This window comes from Pseudomonas sp. MF6776 (assembly GCF_016613125.1).
GTDB lineage: Bacteria > Pseudomonadota > Gammaproteobacteria > Pseudomonadales > Pseudomonadaceae > Aquipseudomonas > Aquipseudomonas iridis.
Genome location: NZ_JAENSQ010000003.1, coordinates 1 through 16,994, shown reverse-complemented (window position 1 = coordinate 16,994; position 16,994 = coordinate 1). Strand labels below are relative to the sequence as shown.

Genomic DNA, 16,994 nt, shown 5'->3' with positions numbered 1-16,994 from the left:
AAAGAATTTTTCGCCAATAGCCCTTCAACGGGCTGTTGCGCGTCGCAGCATTGCGCGAGGAACAAGGGATGTTCTCACCGGCCAACCAGCCTCATTTCAACCTGACCGTCGATGGCGTGGAAACCGATTTCCAGGTCTTGTCGTTTACCGGCCGGGAGGCACTCAACACCCCCTTCGAATTCGAGCTGGAACTGGTCAGCGAAAAGGCTGCGATCAACCTCGAAAGCGTGCTGCATAAACTGGCGTTTCTTCAGCTGTCGCCGACCGGTACCGGCATTCACGGGCTGGTCTACAGCATCGCTCAGGGCGAGGCCGGCAAGCGTCTGACGCGCTACAAGATCTCCCTGCGCCCGCAACTGGCGTACCTCGCGCACCGGGTCAATCAGCGGATCTTCCAGCAGATGACCGTGCAGCAGATCATCAGCAAGGTGTTGGAAGAACACGGCATCCTCGCCAGCGATTATCATTTCCAGCTCAGCGCGATTTACCCCGAGCGCATCTACTGCGTGCAGTACGACGAGTCGGATCTGGATTTCATCCAGCGTCTTTGCGAAGAGGAGGGGATTCACTACCACTTCCAGCACACCGCCAGCGGCCACAAACTCACCTTCGGTGATGACCAGACGGTGTTCCCGAAACTCGCGCCCGTGGCCTATCAGCAAGATTCCGGACTGGTCGCCGACAGACCGGTGGTCAAACGTTTCGGCCTGCGTCTGGCTACCCGCACCAGCCGCACTACGCGACGCGATTACGACTTCGTCAAACCGAAAATCGAGCTGGAAAGCGATGCCAAAAGCAGCGCTCAGCCGGACCTGGAAGATTACGATTACCCGGGCCGATTCGTTGACCGTGACCGCGGCAAACATTTGTCTAATCGCGCGCTGGAACGTCATCGCAGCGACTACCGTCTGGCCGAAGGCAACAGCGATCAGCCTATCCTGGTCAGCGGGCATTTCCTCGCCCTGACCGAACACGCAAACCCGACGTGGAACGACCTGTGGCTGCTCACTGAGATCTTCCACGAAGGCAAACAGCCGCAAGTGCTGGAAGAGTCGGTGACCAGCGACACCACGGACAACAAGGACGATTTCCACCAGGGCTACCGCAACCGCTTCAGCGCGATCCCGTGGGACGTGCCGTACCGTCCGCCGCTCGATCACCCGAAACCGAAAGTCCTCGGCACCCAGAGTGCCGTGGTCTGCGGCCCGGAAGGCGAAGAGATCTACTGCGACCAGTATGGCCGGGTCAAGGTGCAGTTCTTCTGGGATCGCGAAGGCAAGCACGATGACATGACCAGTTGCTGGATGCGCGTCGCGTCGAGCTGGGCCGCCGAAACCTTCGGCTCGATCAACATTCCGCGGGTTGGTATGGAAGTCTTGATCACCTTCCTTGAGGGCGATCCCGACCAGCCGCTGATCACCGGTTGTCTGTACCACGGCGCCAATCTGCCCCCTTACAAACTGCCGGACTTCAAGACCTTGGCCACGGTCAAGAGCAAGGAATACAAGGGCAGCCGCGCCAACGAACTGCGCATCGACGACACCACCAGCGAGATCAGCATCGCGCTGCGCAGTGACCACGGCGCCAGTGCGATCAACCTCGGCTACCTGACGCATCCACGCCCAAGCGGTGGTCAGCCGCGTGGCGAAGGGTTCGAATTGCGCACCGACCGCCACGGCGCAGTGCGTGCCGGGGCCGGCCTGCTGATCACCACCGAGCCACGTCCGAACGAATCGAAACATCACAAGGATCTGCCGGAAACCGCCGAACGCCTCGCCACCGCGAGCGATCAGCAGGACGGTTTTGCCGTGCAGGCCAAAGAGCTGCAAGCGCAGGAAGCGGGCGATCAGGACGACGTGGCGAAGGCACTGCATACTCAGCATCAAGGCGTGCTCGGCAGTGCCCCGGCGAACATGACCGCCAATGAGTTCCCGGAATTCACTGAACCGCATCTGGTACTGGCCAGCCCGGCAGGCATCGCCCTGACTACTCCACGATCCAGCCACATCGCCACCGGCGAACACCTGGCGCTGAGCAGCACCGGGCACACCAGCCTGTCGATCGGCAAACGCCTGCTGGCCAGTGCCAGTCGCGGCATGCGCCTGTTCGTGCAAAGCATGGGATGGCGCCTGGTAGCTGCGTCCGGTGACATCGACGTGCGTGCGCTCAAGGACAGCATCAACCTGCTGGCCAAACTCAACATCACCGCCAATGCCGACCGCATCACCATCACCGCCAAAACCGAACTGGTGATCCAGGGTGGCGGCAGCGCCACGACCTATAACGCTGGCGGCATCACCCACGCCACCAGCGGCCCGTACACGGCGCATGCGGCGAACTTCGCCTACACCGGCGCGAAAAGTCTGGCGGGGGTGTTCCCGGAACCGCCGAAACCGGGCAAGGGCAATCTGGAACTGTTCAATCAGTACGCCGGGCGTCAGGGCATCAAAGAGGGCGATTACGAAGTCATCGACGCTTTGGGCAAAAGCATCAAGGGCAAGCTCGACGCCAAGGGTTTCGCCAGCGTCTCTGGCGCCGCACCGGGGCCAGCGCGTGTGTTGTTCGGCAAGGATCCGGCAGACACGTGGAGCGATGGCAGCTACATCGGCAAGCCGCAATGGCCGTTGAATCCGCCGGGCGCGGAAGACGTACCGAGTCAGGTGCAAGCAATGGTCGCTCAAGTGTTGCCGAGCAAGAACTGGGACATGCTGGAGAAGGGTAAGGACATGGCACAAACAGGGATGAGTGCGATGCAGACTGCGCAGGGCGCAATGCAAACGGCGCAGCAGGTCAAAGGCGCAGTGCAGGGCGGGGTGGCCGGATTGCCGAAGCTGGCGAGTGCTGCGATGCCTAGTGCGTCAAGCATCCTCGGCGCAGCAAGCAAGGGCGGACAGCTACCGACGCTTCCCGCGCCAACGCTTCCAAAACCTTCCTTGAAAACCCCAGGCCTGTTGGCGGGTGAGATGCTGTCATGAGCACTGAAATCGTAAAACGTGAACCACAGGTTGCCATCGTTCCACTGAACGCCATCGACATCCAGGACGTTGCCAGCGGTGCGGCAACGTTCGATGCCTGGCTTCAATCGGCAAGCGGTGGCGTGGTCACCCTCGACCGGATCAAGAACGTCGCCGGTGCCTTGCCGGTGGTGGGCAACATCATGGCGCTGGTCGATGCGCTGGGTGACATCGTTACCCTGTCCGACGCGCAGAAACGCGATCTCCTAGCGTGGGCCAGTCTGGGCATCAACCTGATCGGTGTGCTGCCACTACCACCGGCCATGGCAGCGGCACGCATGACCTTGCGTCCGACCTTGTTCCTGGTACGCCAAGAGATGAAGGCCACCAGCAAAATGCTGCTCAGTGCATCCGTGATCGAGGTTCTTGTCGGTCACCTGAACGCCTCTATCATCGGCACCCTCGACGACTTTGTTGAACAGGCCAAAGGCAAGTTGCCCGGGATTCTCGCGGACGCTGGCAAGCTGGGCGAAGACGTTATTAACGAGATCGCCAAAGGTCTCGAAACCGTTGCTAACGGTAAGCTCGACGCCAAGGGGGACGTCCAGGCCGCCAGTCAACAGATCAGCGCGGCGGGGGATCAGTTACTGAACGACCCTCTCGCGGCAATTGGCAACATTTTCGGGGCTACCGCGAGTGCTTATAAAGCGGCTGGCAAGGGGCTGGCCAACAGCGCAGCCGATCATCTGCTACCCGACGAGATCAAAAAACAGGTTGCTACCGAGACCGCAAAACTGCGCGCCATGGGCCCGGAACTGCGTACCCAGTTGAGCAAGTTGGACGACGAATCGGTTCAGAACTCGATTGGCTGGTTGCTGCTGATTTTGTCCAGTGCAGTAACTCTTTGGCGTAAGCGAAATGCTCATGGCCAAAGTGCCGGGGTCAAGCCTGACAAGACCAGTCAGACCAAGCGAACGGCCTCGGAAGGTGAGCTGGGTGCAACTAGCCATCAAGCTCCAGCGACGCATGCGGCCGATCCAAAGAAAAATGCCACTTGTACCAGCACCTGCCACAGCATCAATTTTGCTTTGGGTTCAGAAAGCCTCAGCCATACCGATTTCAGCTTGCCGGGCCCATTCCCGCTCGATTGGACGCGCACCTATAACTCGCGCCTCGACGCCTACGATCAGAGCGAAATGGGCGCCCGCTGGATCAGCGAATTCACCACACGGTTTGACTGCGTGGACGATGGCTTGACGTTCTACGGCTCCGATGGCCGTGACCACACCTATCCGCTGCCCAAACTCGGTCTGTTTCACTACGACGCCATCGAAAACATCACACTGGTTCGCAGTGGCGAAGACCAGTTGCTACTGTGCCGTGGCTTCGAACGCAAGGAAAGCTACGTCCGCCATGGCCAGCGCTTTGTGCTGACCAATATTTCGCTGCGCAACGGCGCCGGGATCATGCTGCATTACGAGCATCGCCATGGTGAACAATCGTTGCTCTCCGACCTGATTACCTACCAGGAAAACGACATCAGCAAGGTGCACCTGCACCTCGGCACGATGATCGACGATCACGGCCGACTGATAGGCCTTTGGCAAATCGTTGACGGTGCCCCACTGCGACAACTCTGTGCTTACCAGTACGACGCCTATGGCGACCTGATTCGGGCGCAGGATGAGAACGGCGCAGTCTGGTTGTATCAATACCAGTATCACCTGATTACGCGTTATACCGACCGCACCGGTCGCGGCATGAATCTGGAGTGGGACGGCCAAGGCGCCAAGGCCAAAGCCGTGCGCGAATGGGCCGACGACGGCAGCTTCGACACACGTCTGGAGTGGGACGAAAACATTCGTCTGACCTACGTCACCGACGCGCTCGGTAACGAGACCTGGCACTACTACGACATCCTTGGCTACACCTACCGAATTCGCTACGCGGATGAGCGCTCAGAGTGGTTCTTCCGCGACGACGCGAAAAACATCGTGCGTCGCGTGAATGCCGATGGCAGCACGGATCGCTACTTTTACGATGAGCGCAGCAACCTAGTCGAACATATTCGCGCCGATCACACGGTCATGCATTACGCCTACGACGATCAAGACATGCTGATCAAAATCAGTGATGCCGAGGGTGGTCAGTGGCAGCGCGCCTATGACGATCAAGGTAATCTGGTTGAAGCGCTCGATCCGCTCGGCAACAAAACCGAATACGCCTACAACAAGGCCGGCCAGCCCACGGCGATCAAGGATGCCAACGGCAACGAAAAGACCCTGGATTACAACGACGCCGGGCAACTGGTCGAGTACGTCGATTGCTCAGGCAAGACCAGTGCCTGGGAATACAACGAACTGGGGCAGATGATCTGCTTCACCGACGCCGCCGGGAACGCCACCGAATACGAATACAAGGCTGGCCAACTGGTGCTGATCAAGCACCCGGACAAGACCGAGGAACGCTTTGAACGCGACGCCGAAGGTCGATTGTTGGCGCATGTCGATGGTCTGGATCGCTGCACGACTTGGAGCTACAGCGCTGCCGGATTGATCTCTGAGCGGATTGATGCCGCCGAGCAAACTTTGCGCTACCACTGGGATCGTCTTGGTCGCTTGCAGGCACTGGAAAACGAAAACGAACAACGAACGCACTTTCACTATGATCCGGTCGGACGCCTGCTGGAAGAACGCGGCTTTGATGGCCGCAGCACGCGCTATCAGTACGACCCTCTAACCGGTCGCCTCGCCCAATCCATCAATGGCCAGCGCGTGATCTCTGTGAGCTTCGACCCGATGGGCCGACTGACCGAACGTCGCGCCACCCTGGGCGACCAGTCACAGAGCGAGACCTTTGCCTACGATGGCAACGGCAATCTGGTCATGGCTAACAACGCCGATAGCCGCCTGCAATGGTTCCACGACCCGGCCGGCAATCTACTGCGTGAGCATCAACACTACTTGGGCCTGCAAAAGCCAATGGTTGCTGTTTGGCAGCATGAGTACGACGCGCTTAACCAGTGCATTGCCACTACTCGTCCGGATGGGCATCGGGTCAGTTGGCTGACCTACGGCAGCGGGCATTTGCTCGGAATGCGCCTGGATCAGCAAGAACTTCTCAGTTATGAGCGCGACGACCTACACCGCGAAGTTGCTCGCCATCAAGGTAACCGTCTGCTGCAAACCCAAAGCTGGGATCCAGCTGGTCGCTTGCAGGAGCAGCTACTGGGCCGTGGCGATGACAGATCCACGTTGCTGAAGCGTGAGTACAAATACGATACCGCTGGCCAGCTAACAGACGTTCATGACAGCCGTCGAGGCCCGTTGGCTTACCGATATGACCCTGTAGGTCGACTGGTTAGTGCTACTAGCCGCTTAGGCGTGGAAACCTTCGCCTTCGACCCGGCCGGCAACCTGCTCGACGACAAGGCGATAGAGACTCGCCGACCACTGGATCTGACGCCACCGAGAAGCAAACTGGTCGACAACCTATTGCGTGAATATGCGGGCACTCACTACGAATACGACGAGCGCGGTAACCAGATTCAGCGTTGGCAGAATGGCAGTTATAGCCGTATGCAATGGGATCTGTTCGACCGACTGGTGCACTTCGACGATACGCGTCTAGAAGTAGAGTATGCATACGATGCCCTCGGCCGTCGTCTGCACAAGAACTCTACCGCCCACTATAAACAACGACCTGAAGCAGGTTCTCTATGGAATCGGAACGAGCACGCTCGTAAACAACGCGAACATGGCTGCGGCTTCACCCTGTACGGTTGGGACGGTGACAACCTAGCTTGGGAAAGCAGTCCTGCACAGGCTGAAGGTGGGACAGGCCGAACCGTCCACTACATCTTTGAACCCGGAACTTTCATCCCGGTAGCTCAAGCCCTGCGGCATAGTCCGATCCATCTGTTGGGGCAGCCAGATTACAGTGGTGACTACAGCATCGACGATGACCCGCTCTGGGGGACTGCTCCGCCACCGCAGCCGTTCGATACACTGGCGTGGTATCAATGCGACCATCTGGGTACCCCGCAAGAACTTACCGACCAAAATGGTGACATTGCGTGGAGCGCCCAGTACAAGGCATGGGGCGAGGTGCGTGAGCAGCGCTCGGCATTTGCACAGCAACAAGGTTTGACGAACCCTATTCGCTTCCAGGGGCAGTACCACGACAAAGAGACTGGGCTGCATTACAACCGCTATCGATACTACGACCCCGGAATCGGGCGATTTATTTCGAAGGATCCGATTGGATTAGCGGGCGGCATAAACCTGCACCAATACGCGCCCAACCCTATAGAGTGGGTTGATCCACTTGGCTTGGCCAAGAAGGCACCTTCTAAATTTGCACGTAAAGATGGTGACGGCGCGACAGCAGATGAGATTGCAGCAAGTAAGGTTAATGGAGGGCATCGACGCGGACAATCAGCATGCCGAGAGAAAATGTTGGAGCAAAAACCAGTCGGAGGGTATCCATGCTGGAGGTGCGGACAGACTTCAACCAATCCTGATGACATGCATTTGGGACACAAAAATGTTCCTACCGCAAAAGGAGGCAATCTAGAGCCTGTCAACGTAGCCCTTGAGGGGGCATCGTGTAACCTCAGTGCTGGGAGTAGTGGTTACGTCAAAGAAGGGATGTCCTGTGTCGAACGTGGAAGTTGTGGAGCGCCATATGGCCGATGAAATAGAAATTGAAGTTTACGCCGGGCCCAGTAGCACCGGGCCGGTTTTTGAGAAACTGCATGCACGAAAAGTTGGTGAAGATACGTACGAGCTACTCTCGTCACCTGGTCTTACACTGAATTTGGCAATGGGAGACATTGTCTCGATAAAAAACAAGGAAAAGCCTGCAGAGGTATTGAAGAGGGGGGGGAATTTTTGCATCCAAATATATTCAGATTACATGCCGCAAGAATATGTTGCGGAGTTAGATCTTGAAGTTAGATCTGAGTTGGGCGGTATATTGGACGGTAGATACATGGGGAATCTGTCGTTGACCGTCCCTTCAAAAAATGGAATGGAAAAGATTAGCAGGTTTTTTAACAAATTCAGCGATAAAACCGGGATTCAGTGGTATTACGCAAATATTTATAAAAATCTTGAAAATGACGATGATGAGACTTTGCTATATTGGTGGCTGGATAGCTAACAATGGGGGGTTAGAGAAGACTTTTCGCTTTTTAGGGAGAAAATGAATCACTTTTATCGAGTTGCACAGATAAAAAGCCTACCAAAATTGGTGATGCCGTCGATAGTTTTTGTCACTGCATGGCATGATTCGATTGGTTAGAATGAAACCGATCTGGTGCGAACTAATCTAGGCTCAGGTGTTATTGAGTATTTTTATATGCGTGTATGGGGAAACTATTCAAGCTTTGACGCTTAGCAAGAAATCACACTTCCGTTGGAAGTAACTTTTTTGCAGTTTTTACTTCTGTGGGAGAGCTTGGTGGATATGCAAGCTTAATTGACTGATATTGTCACCAATAGGTTGGTGGAGAGTGCAGATGTTTAAGCAGTTGGTTTTTTTCCAAGAATCGCCTATGAAAGCTGATGCATATTCAGGCGGAGGAGCCTATCTGCCAACTGATGTGATGTGGCCTAAATCGATAGATGGACAGCCACTTACACATTTGATCTCTTTTCCTGGCACATGGTTTTTAGATGCGCCAATGGGCGAGAATTATTGGATCTCGGTATTTATACCGTACCTGCCGAGAGAGGTAGGACATTACAGAAAGTTAAGAGCTCTCAATGGAGTGTCCGAAGCTGTGGTTATGGGATATGTCCGATCAAGCGAAGAACGGAATGAAGCGTCGAATAAAATACTGGATTGCGGAAAAGTCCTGCTTTTGTCAAATCCGGACTCTGATGATGATGAAAATTTGGCGTCTAAACTTGATGGTATAGATGCTTGGTTGCAGGCCCCCATATCATCAAGTATCGGACGCAGACGGGTGTCTATTTATGGTGGGGATTTAGATGTTTCTCTCCCCAATAACAAAGGCGTACTTTCAGATGGTATGGGTTATCTTTTCCTGGATGATGAACTCTCAGGGAAAAAAGGAGCCGGGTGCGGTGGTTTTTTTCTCCAGCTAGGTTAGTCGAACGGTTTGAAAACCACCATGACGGCTAGCCTTCGCTGCGCCGCGAATTCGGCCAATTTACCTGCCGTTCGAGGGAGACCACGCGGATCATGAGTTATGAATACAAATTAGTGTTTGGTGATAGTTCTACAGCCCAGCATGTCATCGATGAAGTCAAAGAGAGTAGTAGTTGTGTCCGCTCGCACAATGGTGATCTCTATCTAAAGGATCACTCGCTAAACAGCAGTGGAGATTACGATGCTCGTCTGATTTATGAAGATGAGAGGTCTCTTTGGCTCCAAGTGAACTTCCAGTCAGCGGCACTATACGCTTTACTCAAGGCGGCACTTGATGGTAGAGATTTTAGGTGTTTTGAAGATGGTGGCGAGGATGAAGAGGTTGATCTAAATGAAGCTTTCCGCGTCTAGATGGATCATTACTCATGGCGCAGTAGAATAGCCTGTCTGTTGGCGCTAATACGATTTTGATCCAAACGGCTGATTTTGAATGACCCTCTGCAGCCTCTGCGATATCAAGCAAGGCCATCGCCTAAGGAGCATTCGGGTGGATCAATGGACTCCAGCAACTTGGGGCAAAATATCATCAGCGCCAATAATGAAGTATCTATGTCTGCCAACAGGTGCAAAATTCATTATCGATACTCAAGGGTACGAAGACGTTTGGATGGCTGAGTAACTTGGTCAAAGGAGTGACAACATGAAAGACGCAATCCGCTTGGGCGACTCCACCACACACGGTGGCAAGGTGCTCGAAGCTTTCTCCCATACCGACCTCAACGGCAAACCGATTGCCGGGGTTGGTCACAAGGTCAGTTGCCCGTTGTGCAAAGGAATATTCCCGATTGCCGAAGGCAGCAGCACCTACACCGTCGATGGCGTGCCCATCGCGCTCGACGGCATGAAAACCGCTTGTGGTGCTGCGCTGATTGCCAGTGGCCCAAAAGGGGCGGTTGTCAGCTGAGTCCACATTTTGTGCATTGATTGCCTATCTCCATGGCGCGGGCTCCCGTCGTCCGTTCCATGGCTGAAGCGCGAATGAAGTCGTTCTTTCGGCATTGTCTGAATGTAGATGCTTACTACCCAATCATGAGTTTTATATGCTGAAATCAAATTATGTTTTTAAGCGCCTGTGGATTGCATGTGTCGCAGGTATTTGCTTCTGTAGCACGAACGTAGCGCAAGCGCAGCCAGTTGACGCCTATCAGAAATTGAATACTGCAGTGCTTCAATACGCGTATTCAAAAGAACAGAAAGATCTAGACAGCGTAAACAAACTGCTTGCAAGCGGCGCGAAGCCTGACGCGCTTATTCTATGGCATGCAGCTTATTACAGGAGCCCAGTGCTGGTAGATCGGCTTCTCGAGTTTCCTATCGATGTCAATCAACCAATCAGCGATAACGGTGAAACAATATTGTTATCCGTATTGGGGCATATGGGTGATCCAGAAGACATGAAGGACTCAATGCCCATTGTGCAGAGCCTGATCAAAGCGGGCGCCGACACCAATGTGATTGCTCAAGGCGGAACCAATACGCCACTTATTGCCGCCGTGGGCATAGAAAATCCGTCGTCGGTTGAAGTGGCAAAGTTACTGCTGCAGGCAGGTGCCGACGCCCGGATGCTGACGCCTCAGGGGTTTTCTCCATTGATCGGCAAAGGTGCGAACAATCTGGAATTGATCAAGCTATTGATCGCTGCCGGTACCGATCCCTATGGGGTCAGCAAGGTCGGTGCAACCCCGTTACATTACGTTTGCGAGCGCGCCTATGCGTTGAACGATCAACCGGATCCACAAGCTGCACAGCGGATTGCCCTGCTACACAAGGCTGGCACTTCCGTTGATGCTTTTGCACCTCAACAACAGGCATGGCCTGTTGGAACTCCATTGCTGGAAAGTGCAATTCGTAGGAACCCTGACTGCACGAAGGCTTTGCTGGCTGCCGGCGCTAATAAGGATGCACCGGCGTACCCTCCAGAGTATGTGGCACAAGATCCAGATGCGCAGGGTCAGACCGTCCGTCAAAACATACTCAAATCAGTAAAAGATGTACCGGATTTGTATTCTGAATCCATTATCAAGTTGTTCCAGTAAAAACAATCAAGCCAAACAGAGCTCAATGCTCTTTGAAATTTAAAGGAATAAATATGAAGATCGCTTCTTTGATTCTCGCCATGGCAGCAGCTTTCGGCGCCTGCTCCCTCGCCCACGCAGAAGGACAGGATGCCGCCACCCTGAAAGGTGTGTACGACAACGGTCGCAACATGTCAGGCCTGATCAAAGGCTGTGTCGACAAGGGGATCCTGAAAGCAGACAGCGCCGAGAGCGCCAACAAGATGGTCGCTTTTGTTGACAAGATGCCAGGTGATTTCGATAAGCGTGACGGCGACAGGAACGAAGAGTTTGGCCGTAAAGGGAAAGCGTTGGTCAACGGGGAATACAAGAGCTTGGAAAGCAGTTTGCCGCCGAACATCACTCTCAAGCAATGGTGTGAGCAGGCTGATCAGGGCATGCGCCAAGGACTGAAGCGTATGGGGCTCTAACCTAGACAGTTCTGAAGTCCAGCTTTGAATGACGCCCGCTGATCGCGGGCGTTTTTCGCTAGCCCACAAGCGTAGAGCTTTTTTGTCGCTTGGCGTCTTGCAAAATTGCGGCAGGGGAGATGGCATCGTTTCTTCGGGCGGCGCCCGGCTGATTATTTGACGGTAGGAAAGCTCCTGAAGTAAACGTCTGGGGTGCCCGAGGTATTACTGGCATAACGCTGAGGAATGTGGCGTTACTCCAGCTGGTTATAATCAAAATATGAGCCTTTTGAGGGGTTATGGAAGCAACGTTAGCTGACATCGATAGAGATGGCTGGGAGTTGGACGACGCCGAAGCCATCCACAATGAATTCCCTACAAGCTTCTGGCTCCCACCGAGAAATGCTAGAAATAGCCTCCAAGCACAACAGCTTGTTAAGCTGATTTTTAGAATCGTTGCTACCGATGAGCGCGGAGCAGAAGAAGTCTGCGTCGAGCGCATGTGGGTTATCGTCAAGGGTCGAGTCGGGAATCTGTATGTAGGGGAGCTCGATAACGCCCCTTATTGCACTGATAGAATTCAGGCTGGTATGGAGGTCTGTTTTCTGCCAAATCACGTTATCTATATTTATGAACAACGGTAACCATAGGTAAGGGTCGTACCTGCGACGGCGATCTGTTGATTGCCGAGGGAACTGAGAAGCGAATTCGCAAGTTTTTCGGCCTTCTCCAGTGATGTGAATGGGCAAAGGATAGCTAGCTCTTCACCCTAATTCGGCAAAACACGTCACTGGTAAGTAAGCGCTGGCGGGTTATTTTGCATGTTTGCCTCAACACCATGTCGCCGACGTCGTGGCCGTAACTGTCATTGCTGGATTTGAAGTGATCCAGGTCTAGCCTGATCAGGGAAAAAACGACGGTGTAATGTTTGGCGGTGGCCACCAGTTGCTCAAGCGAACTCATAAAACGGCGGCGATTATAAATACTGGTCAACTCATGGGTAATAGTTAGGTCTGGCTGCTTCCCTTCGCGATCCTTGAGCTCGGTTATGTCAGTGAATGGATACGGCTTGCTTTTTAGCAGCCGCTCCTTGCGCATACCTCCACCTTATTTCCTTTGGCTCTCACCCATAAACCTAATTATTCCATCGCTCCAGCCCTTTGCCACTAAGCTAGCTTGCAGTTGAAGGATCACCCAACCGCAGCACCAAAAGGAGCAACACGTCATGCTGTCTCTCGCCCATGCAATTCGTAAAAGTTCCGGCTCTCTCGCTCAAGTACAAAATGATTACAAACAGAACGTAGTTGCGGTCAATACCGTAATGACGAGTGTCTTGGGGTCAAGCCTGCCTACCCTCCATCAAGTGCCTCCGGATTGGCAATCCTTTGTCAGCGCTTTTGAAGCGGCCAATGGCGACGCGCTGAATTGGGTCAATACAGTTATGGCTCGTTTGCTGAACGTTCCCCAAGAGGTGATCGGTTACAACGCAGTGATCAGCCAAGTTCTTCAGGATGCCAAAAGCCAAAGCGAAACACTTGTCGCTCAGCCAACAAATCAAATAGCACTGGCTACGCTCAATCAAGATCTGACTACGCTCACGAACCAACTTGGCCTGGTAACCTCGTTCATCAGCGGAGCAATCGTCGCCTTACAAACATCACGTGATACGCTTCCGGATATGGCCGTCCAGCTACAGAGCATCGCTGATAAGTCGACAGTCGATGCCAATGCTGACCAAGCTCAAATTGACAAGCTCAATGCTCAAATTGATCAATTGAAGGCCGACATCAAAAGCCTCACAGCTGCCATTATTGCGCTTGGTATTGCTGACGGCGTTGCATTGACATTGGGGACGGTTGCGACAATTGCACTCTGGCCCGTTGGCGCGCTTGTATGGTTTATGCTTGGCCCAGCGATAGTTGTTGCCAGCACTTATATTGCGCTGGACGCCAAACAAATAGAGGCTGATCAAGCGAGCATTACTTCGACCCTTGCCACCATCCAAGGTATAACTGCCGATGTTGCAACCTTGCACGTGTTAGCGCATAACTTTTCCGATCTGGCGACGCAGTCGGTAGCTATCGAGACAAATCTCCAGGCAGTATTGGCTGAATGGCAAACGCTGGAAAATGATGTAAACGCTGCGGTAACTGACATCAAAACAGCCATTTCTGACGCCAGCTCTACCAATTTCACGGCAGTGCTTAATGACGTTAATGAAGCCATAAGCGAATGGAACGACTCCTATGCTCAAGCTGGCTCGTTACAGCTTGATCTGCAGGTGAACGATGCCAATCTCCAATATGGCATGACTTCTGCCCAAGTGCAGTCAGCGGTGGCCGGAGCTAAAACAGTGGATTTGATCACGTACTACAACCAACTGTCGCAGCAAAGAAAAGTTGCCTGAGTTTGATAATTGCCCCGCACGTGCGGGGCTTTTCAAATAGGGTTGAGCTGATAGCGGTCAGTCGAGTCTGCTTGACCGCGCTGCCAGAGCTCAAAAATCTATTGTCTCGTCCCTCTGGGCAATGCCCGGCTCAAGATGGCTTCTTAAGCCGCGCTACACCCTGTTTGATGTGCCCGGCATTCTCACCAATCGCCCACAAAGCTCCCCGAACGCTGTCCCCAACCTCAGCGTTCCCAGAAGCTTCGTAAGCGCTCCATAAACCCCACCGACTTCAAGATGGGTGGTGCGCTTAGCTAGGCGACACCGGTGAGCAGTTCCACGGCAACAGCGCTTCGTAATCTTCAACCGAGGTCGCCAGTGGCAGCCGTTCTAATGCGTGGCGCAGCCACGCATAGGGCTCTTGGCCGTTGGCTTTGGCAGTTTCGACCAAGCTGTAAAGTTGAGCACTGGCCGTCGCGCCGTTGGGTGTGTCGCTAAACAACCAGTTCTTTCTTCCGATGACGAAGGGCCTGATCGCACGCTCGGCGGTGATGCCTGCATCGTGGCAAGCCAGGATTTCTTCGCTTTTGAAGTAACCTCGGTCAGCCACTACCGAAAGCGTTTCTGACGCCATCGCTTCGCGGGCCTGCTTGGCCATCGCGCTGAGTTGATCACGGTCGGAACCGACGTTGGTAACCTCATGGGCAACGATCAAATGGTGCTGGGTATCGACCGCTGTCTGCACATTGTAACCGACGATTCCAGTGCCGCGCGTCATCATGGAACGGGCGTCGGGGGCGGTCAGTGAGACCTGTTTATCCGGTGATTCGTTGAGCTGAGTTTCAATGACCTGTAACTCTTTCATCTGAGCTTTGAGCTTGTCGATTTTCTCTTGCAGACGGGCAGCCTTGGGCTGAACGATCGAGGGTTCTTGCCGATCGGCTTCGTCGAGCGCAGTCAGGTACCGATTGATACCCGATTCAATTTCTTCCATCCGCCGCTTCAGCTTGGCGCTGGTGAAATTGCGATCGCGGTTGTTGACGGCCTTGAATTTACTGCCGTCGATGGCGACCAGATTTTCTCCGAACAGTCCCAGCTGCTGGCACAGCACCACGAATTGGCGGCAGACGCCTCGGATGGCTTTGCTGTTGTCTTTTCGGAAGTTGGCGATGGTCTTGAAATCGGGTATCAAACGCCCGGTCAGCCACATCAGCTCGACGTTGCGTTGGGCTTCTCGTTCAAGACGCCGGCTCGATGGAATGCGGTTTAGATAGCCGTAGATGTAGATCTTCAGCAGGATCGCGGGATGGTAAGCCGGCCGGCCAGTATCAGCCGGTATGGCGCCCTCGAAACCCAGTTTGACCAGGTCGAGTTCGTCGACAAAGACGTCGACTACGCGCACCGGATTGGTATCGCTGACGTAATCGTCGAGGCTCTCCGGAAGGAAGGTACCTTGGCCTCGATGATCACCTTGGATAAAGCGCTTCATGGGCGGTCCCTGCGATGAAATCCTCAGAAATCATAGCAAGGGTTTGCGAAAGCGTTTTTACACACTCTGGGCCAGAAGCGGACGGTTGCTTTATATTCACTCTAGAGGAGGCAAAAGGGGGCTGATGTCAAACCTATCGATTCTCAGTCGGCTGGAGGACTCGCTGGCAGCCTACAGCAATGGAACGCTGGCTCGCGGTGTCTTCGTAGCCCTCCTTAGCAACAGCATTTGTGCGCTGGAAGGTGTACCGCTTAGCGTTACCCATGAACTTCGAGAACATGAATACGCCATCGAGATGGAAGGTTATTTTGACGACGAAGGGTTCGAGTCCCAACTAAATTTAGCTCAAGAAAGCCTGTTTGACTGGATACAGGAGCTCAAGCGTATTTACGGAGCCTAATGTCTAGAACGCGATGAGGTCGTGTCCCGAATACGATGCAGCTTCGCCGCTGTATTCCTATCGACGCGGCTCTCGTGTCAGCTGTTAATCTCGCGGCCACTTTTTTAATCTCATGCTTTATAAAGCAGCGCTTAGGTTGACCGACCTAAGCCTTAGAACAACGCAAGCGTTCACATCGTTTCCAGGTCGACAGTGACCAGCCTCGGCCGGCTAGCTCCAAATCTATCGACCGCTTCTAACTGCTGCTATGGGTCGATGCCTGCCTGTCATGACTGGCAGGAATCGTCCCCTAACGGCCGGTCATGTTTGACAGACATTTACCAAGTGATCGAAGTGACCGATTTTAGCGCATAGTTAGGCTATTAACTGCCATCTTCGCAAATTGCTTTTAGTCCAAGGACTGTGGTCGGAGTACTGCCAATTTGAGTTGGAGTGGCGATGACCATATTAGCGCCTGAGTCACCTTCCAGATGATAAGACTTTCCATTACAAACCTTTGCGGCTTTCTGATTTATGTTTTCTAACAAGCCTTCTCTAGAGTTGAAAATACTACCATGGCTTGTGATCATGTATTGACCAGGACCAATTTCATTGGCGCCCGTAAAGGTGCAGCCAGTTAAGACAAAGGTAATACATCCGGTTAATATTAGTTTTTTCAAGTGCACGATCTCATATAAGGCTAATAACTATTGTTGGGTGACATGACATGCCATGCCGAGTTCGAGCGCGACAGGCTGTTGCATAAATGACCTTGTTAATTATCAAGGCGTTCGCGATAAACACGACATGCCCAAAAGGAAACGAGACAAAGGTGACAAGAGCCATTGTCGAGCATTTATGTCGAATGCTATCGTTTTGCCAGCATTGTGTCCATCGGACTTCTGGCCGATTGCTGCTTGTCGCGAGAAGCTGCCCACGAACCAAAGCGGATGCTAACGACTGTGCAAAGAGCGTGCATCAGAGCCATCATTATGCGAAAGATTACTTACGATGCCTGAATTCAACACATAAGTGCAACGCTCACCCCTGTATGCACTTCGTACGGCGTCTTCCAGCCCAAGCGCTTGCGCGGGCGTAGATTGATCCTCGCTACTGTCCGATTGACGGCTTCGACGGTCAGCTTG

Annotated in this window: 15 protein-coding genes and 1 pseudogene; 12 read left to right on the top strand and 4 right to left on the bottom strand. The window is 53.7% G+C overall.

Features of this window, described 5'->3' with window-relative positions; all coding sequences use genetic code 11:
• Nucleotides 1-68: 68 nt before the first annotated feature.
• The 10 genes from JJD74_RS03875 (at nucleotide 69) to JJD74_RS03835 (ending at nucleotide 12,239) form a co-directional block, all read left to right on the top strand.
• Nucleotides 69-2,975, top strand: coding sequence for a type VI secretion system Vgr family protein (locus JJD74_RS03875; RefSeq protein WP_200611524.1), 2,907 nt, complete (start codon nucleotides 69-71; stop codon nucleotides 2,973-2,975).
• A complete protein-coding gene (locus JJD74_RS03870) occupies nucleotides 2,972-7,651 on the top strand; it encodes an RHS repeat-associated core domain-containing protein (RefSeq protein ID WP_234451642.1) in 4,680 nt (1,559 codons plus the stop codon). The genes JJD74_RS03875 and JJD74_RS03870 overlap by 4 nt, the downstream gene beginning before the upstream one ends.
• A complete protein-coding gene (locus tag JJD74_RS03865) occupies nucleotides 7,641-8,117 on the top strand; it encodes a DUF4265 domain-containing protein (protein ID WP_200611523.1) in 477 nt (158 codons plus the stop codon). The genes JJD74_RS03870 and JJD74_RS03865 overlap by 11 nt, the downstream gene beginning before the upstream one ends.
• Nucleotides 8,118-8,475: 358 nt before the next feature.
• Complete coding sequence (locus JJD74_RS03860; RefSeq protein WP_200611522.1) at nucleotides 8,476-9,072, top strand: hypothetical protein; 597 nt, start codon at nucleotides 8,476-8,478, stop codon at nucleotides 9,070-9,072.
• 92 nt (nucleotides 9,073-9,164) lie between these two features.
• Nucleotides 9,165-9,482, top strand: coding sequence for a hypothetical protein (locus JJD74_RS03855; protein WP_200611520.1), 318 nt, complete (start codon nucleotides 9,165-9,167; stop codon nucleotides 9,480-9,482).
• 79 nt (nucleotides 9,483-9,561) lie between these two features.
• Entirely contained in the window at nucleotides 9,562-9,750 is a 189-nt protein-coding gene (locus JJD74_RS31315) for an immunity protein Imm33 domain-containing protein (protein ID WP_442793277.1), read from the top strand.
• A 21-nt stretch (nucleotides 9,751-9,771) separates the two neighbouring features.
• A complete protein-coding gene (locus tag JJD74_RS03850; RefSeq protein WP_128614860.1) occupies nucleotides 9,772-10,035 on the top strand; it encodes a PAAR domain-containing protein in 264 nt (87 codons plus the stop codon).
• A gap of 136 nt (nucleotides 10,036-10,171) precedes the next feature.
• Nucleotides 10,172-11,167: an ankyrin repeat domain-containing protein gene (locus JJD74_RS03845; RefSeq protein ID WP_200611518.1), complete on the top strand. Its 996-nt coding sequence runs from the start codon at nucleotides 10,172-10,174 to the stop codon at nucleotides 11,165-11,167.
• Nucleotides 11,168-11,220: 53 nt separating this feature from the next.
• Nucleotides 11,221-11,616 (top strand): hypothetical protein, encoded by a 396-nt coding sequence (locus JJD74_RS03840; protein ID WP_200611516.1) that lies wholly within the window; start codon nucleotides 11,221-11,223, stop codon nucleotides 11,614-11,616.
• A gap of 278 nt (nucleotides 11,617-11,894) precedes the next feature.
• Nucleotides 11,895-12,239 (top strand): hypothetical protein, encoded by a 345-nt coding sequence (locus JJD74_RS03835; RefSeq protein WP_200611514.1) that lies wholly within the window; start codon nucleotides 11,895-11,897, stop codon nucleotides 12,237-12,239.
• Between the two features lie 112 nt (nucleotides 12,240-12,351).
• On the opposite strand, the gene JJD74_RS03830 is transcribed toward JJD74_RS03835, so the two are convergent.
• The gene (locus JJD74_RS03830) at nucleotides 12,352-12,693 is read right to left on the bottom strand and encodes a GGDEF domain-containing protein (RefSeq protein WP_200611511.1); all 342 of its coding nucleotides are present in this window, start codon (nucleotides 12,691-12,693) and stop codon (nucleotides 12,352-12,354) included.
• A 127-nt stretch (nucleotides 12,694-12,820) separates the two neighbouring features.
• Between JJD74_RS03830 and JJD74_RS03825 the strand changes: the two genes are divergently transcribed.
• Nucleotides 12,821-14,002, top strand: coding sequence for a hypothetical protein (locus tag JJD74_RS03825; RefSeq protein ID WP_200611508.1), 1,182 nt, complete (start codon nucleotides 12,821-12,823; stop codon nucleotides 14,000-14,002).
• Between the two features lie 289 nt (nucleotides 14,003-14,291).
• On the opposite strand, the gene JJD74_RS03815 is transcribed toward JJD74_RS03825, so the two are convergent.
• Complete coding sequence (locus tag JJD74_RS03815) at nucleotides 14,292-15,470, bottom strand: IS1182 family transposase (RefSeq protein ID WP_234451641.1); 1,179 nt, start codon at nucleotides 15,468-15,470, stop codon at nucleotides 14,292-14,294.
• A 124-nt stretch (nucleotides 15,471-15,594) separates the two neighbouring features.
• On the opposite strand from JJD74_RS03815, the gene JJD74_RS03810 reads away from it, so the two are divergent.
• A complete protein-coding gene (locus JJD74_RS03810; RefSeq protein ID WP_200611505.1) occupies nucleotides 15,595-15,870 on the top strand; it encodes a hypothetical protein in 276 nt (91 codons plus the stop codon).
• A gap of 362 nt (nucleotides 15,871-16,232) precedes the next feature.
• Here the strand turns inward: JJD74_RS03810 and JJD74_RS03805 are convergent, their stop codons facing one another.
• A complete protein-coding gene (locus tag JJD74_RS03805; protein ID WP_200611502.1) occupies nucleotides 16,233-16,529 on the bottom strand; it encodes a hypothetical protein in 297 nt (98 codons plus the stop codon).
• 341 nt (nucleotides 16,530-16,870) lie between these two features.
• A pseudogene (locus JJD74_RS03800) lies at nucleotides 16,871-16,994 on the bottom strand (IS30 family transposase); the annotation flags it as partial.

Bases quoted from the DNA above. Each gene is read 5' to 3' on its own strand.
- JJD74_RS03875 (WP_200611524.1), top strand. From the start codon at position 69: ATGTTCTCACCGGCCAACCAGCCTCATTTCAACCTGACCGTCGATGGC.
- JJD74_RS03870 (WP_234451642.1), top strand. From the start codon at position 2,972: ATGAGCACTGAAATCGTAAAACGTGAACCACAGGTTGCCATCGTTCCA.
- JJD74_RS03865 (WP_200611523.1), top strand. From the start codon at position 7,641: ATGGCCGATGAAATAGAAATTGAAGTTTACGCCGGGCCCAGTAGCACC.
- JJD74_RS03860 (WP_200611522.1), top strand. From the start codon at position 8,476: ATGTTTAAGCAGTTGGTTTTTTTCCAAGAATCGCCTATGAAAGCTGAT.
- JJD74_RS03855 (WP_200611520.1), top strand. From the start codon at position 9,165: ATGAGTTATGAATACAAATTAGTGTTTGGTGATAGTTCTACAGCCCAG.
- JJD74_RS31315 (WP_442793277.1), top strand. From the start codon at position 9,562: ATGACCCTCTGCAGCCTCTGCGATATCAAGCAAGGCCATCGCCTAAGG.
- JJD74_RS03850 (WP_128614860.1), top strand. From the start codon at position 9,772: ATGAAAGACGCAATCCGCTTGGGCGACTCCACCACACACGGTGGCAAG.
- JJD74_RS03845 (WP_200611518.1), top strand. From the start codon at position 10,172: ATGCTGAAATCAAATTATGTTTTTAAGCGCCTGTGGATTGCATGTGTC.
- JJD74_RS03840 (WP_200611516.1), top strand. From the start codon at position 11,221: ATGAAGATCGCTTCTTTGATTCTCGCCATGGCAGCAGCTTTCGGCGCC.
- JJD74_RS03835 (WP_200611514.1), top strand. From the start codon at position 11,895: ATGGAAGCAACGTTAGCTGACATCGATAGAGATGGCTGGGAGTTGGAC.
- JJD74_RS03830 (WP_200611511.1), bottom strand. From the start codon at position 12,693: ATGCGCAAGGAGCGGCTGCTAAAAAGCAAGCCGTATCCATTCACTGAC.
- JJD74_RS03825 (WP_200611508.1), top strand. From the start codon at position 12,821: ATGCTGTCTCTCGCCCATGCAATTCGTAAAAGTTCCGGCTCTCTCGCT.
- JJD74_RS03815 (WP_234451641.1), bottom strand. From the start codon at position 15,470: ATGAAGCGCTTTATCCAAGGTGATCATCGAGGCCAAGGTACCTTCCTT.
- JJD74_RS03810 (WP_200611505.1), top strand. From the start codon at position 15,595: ATGTCAAACCTATCGATTCTCAGTCGGCTGGAGGACTCGCTGGCAGCC.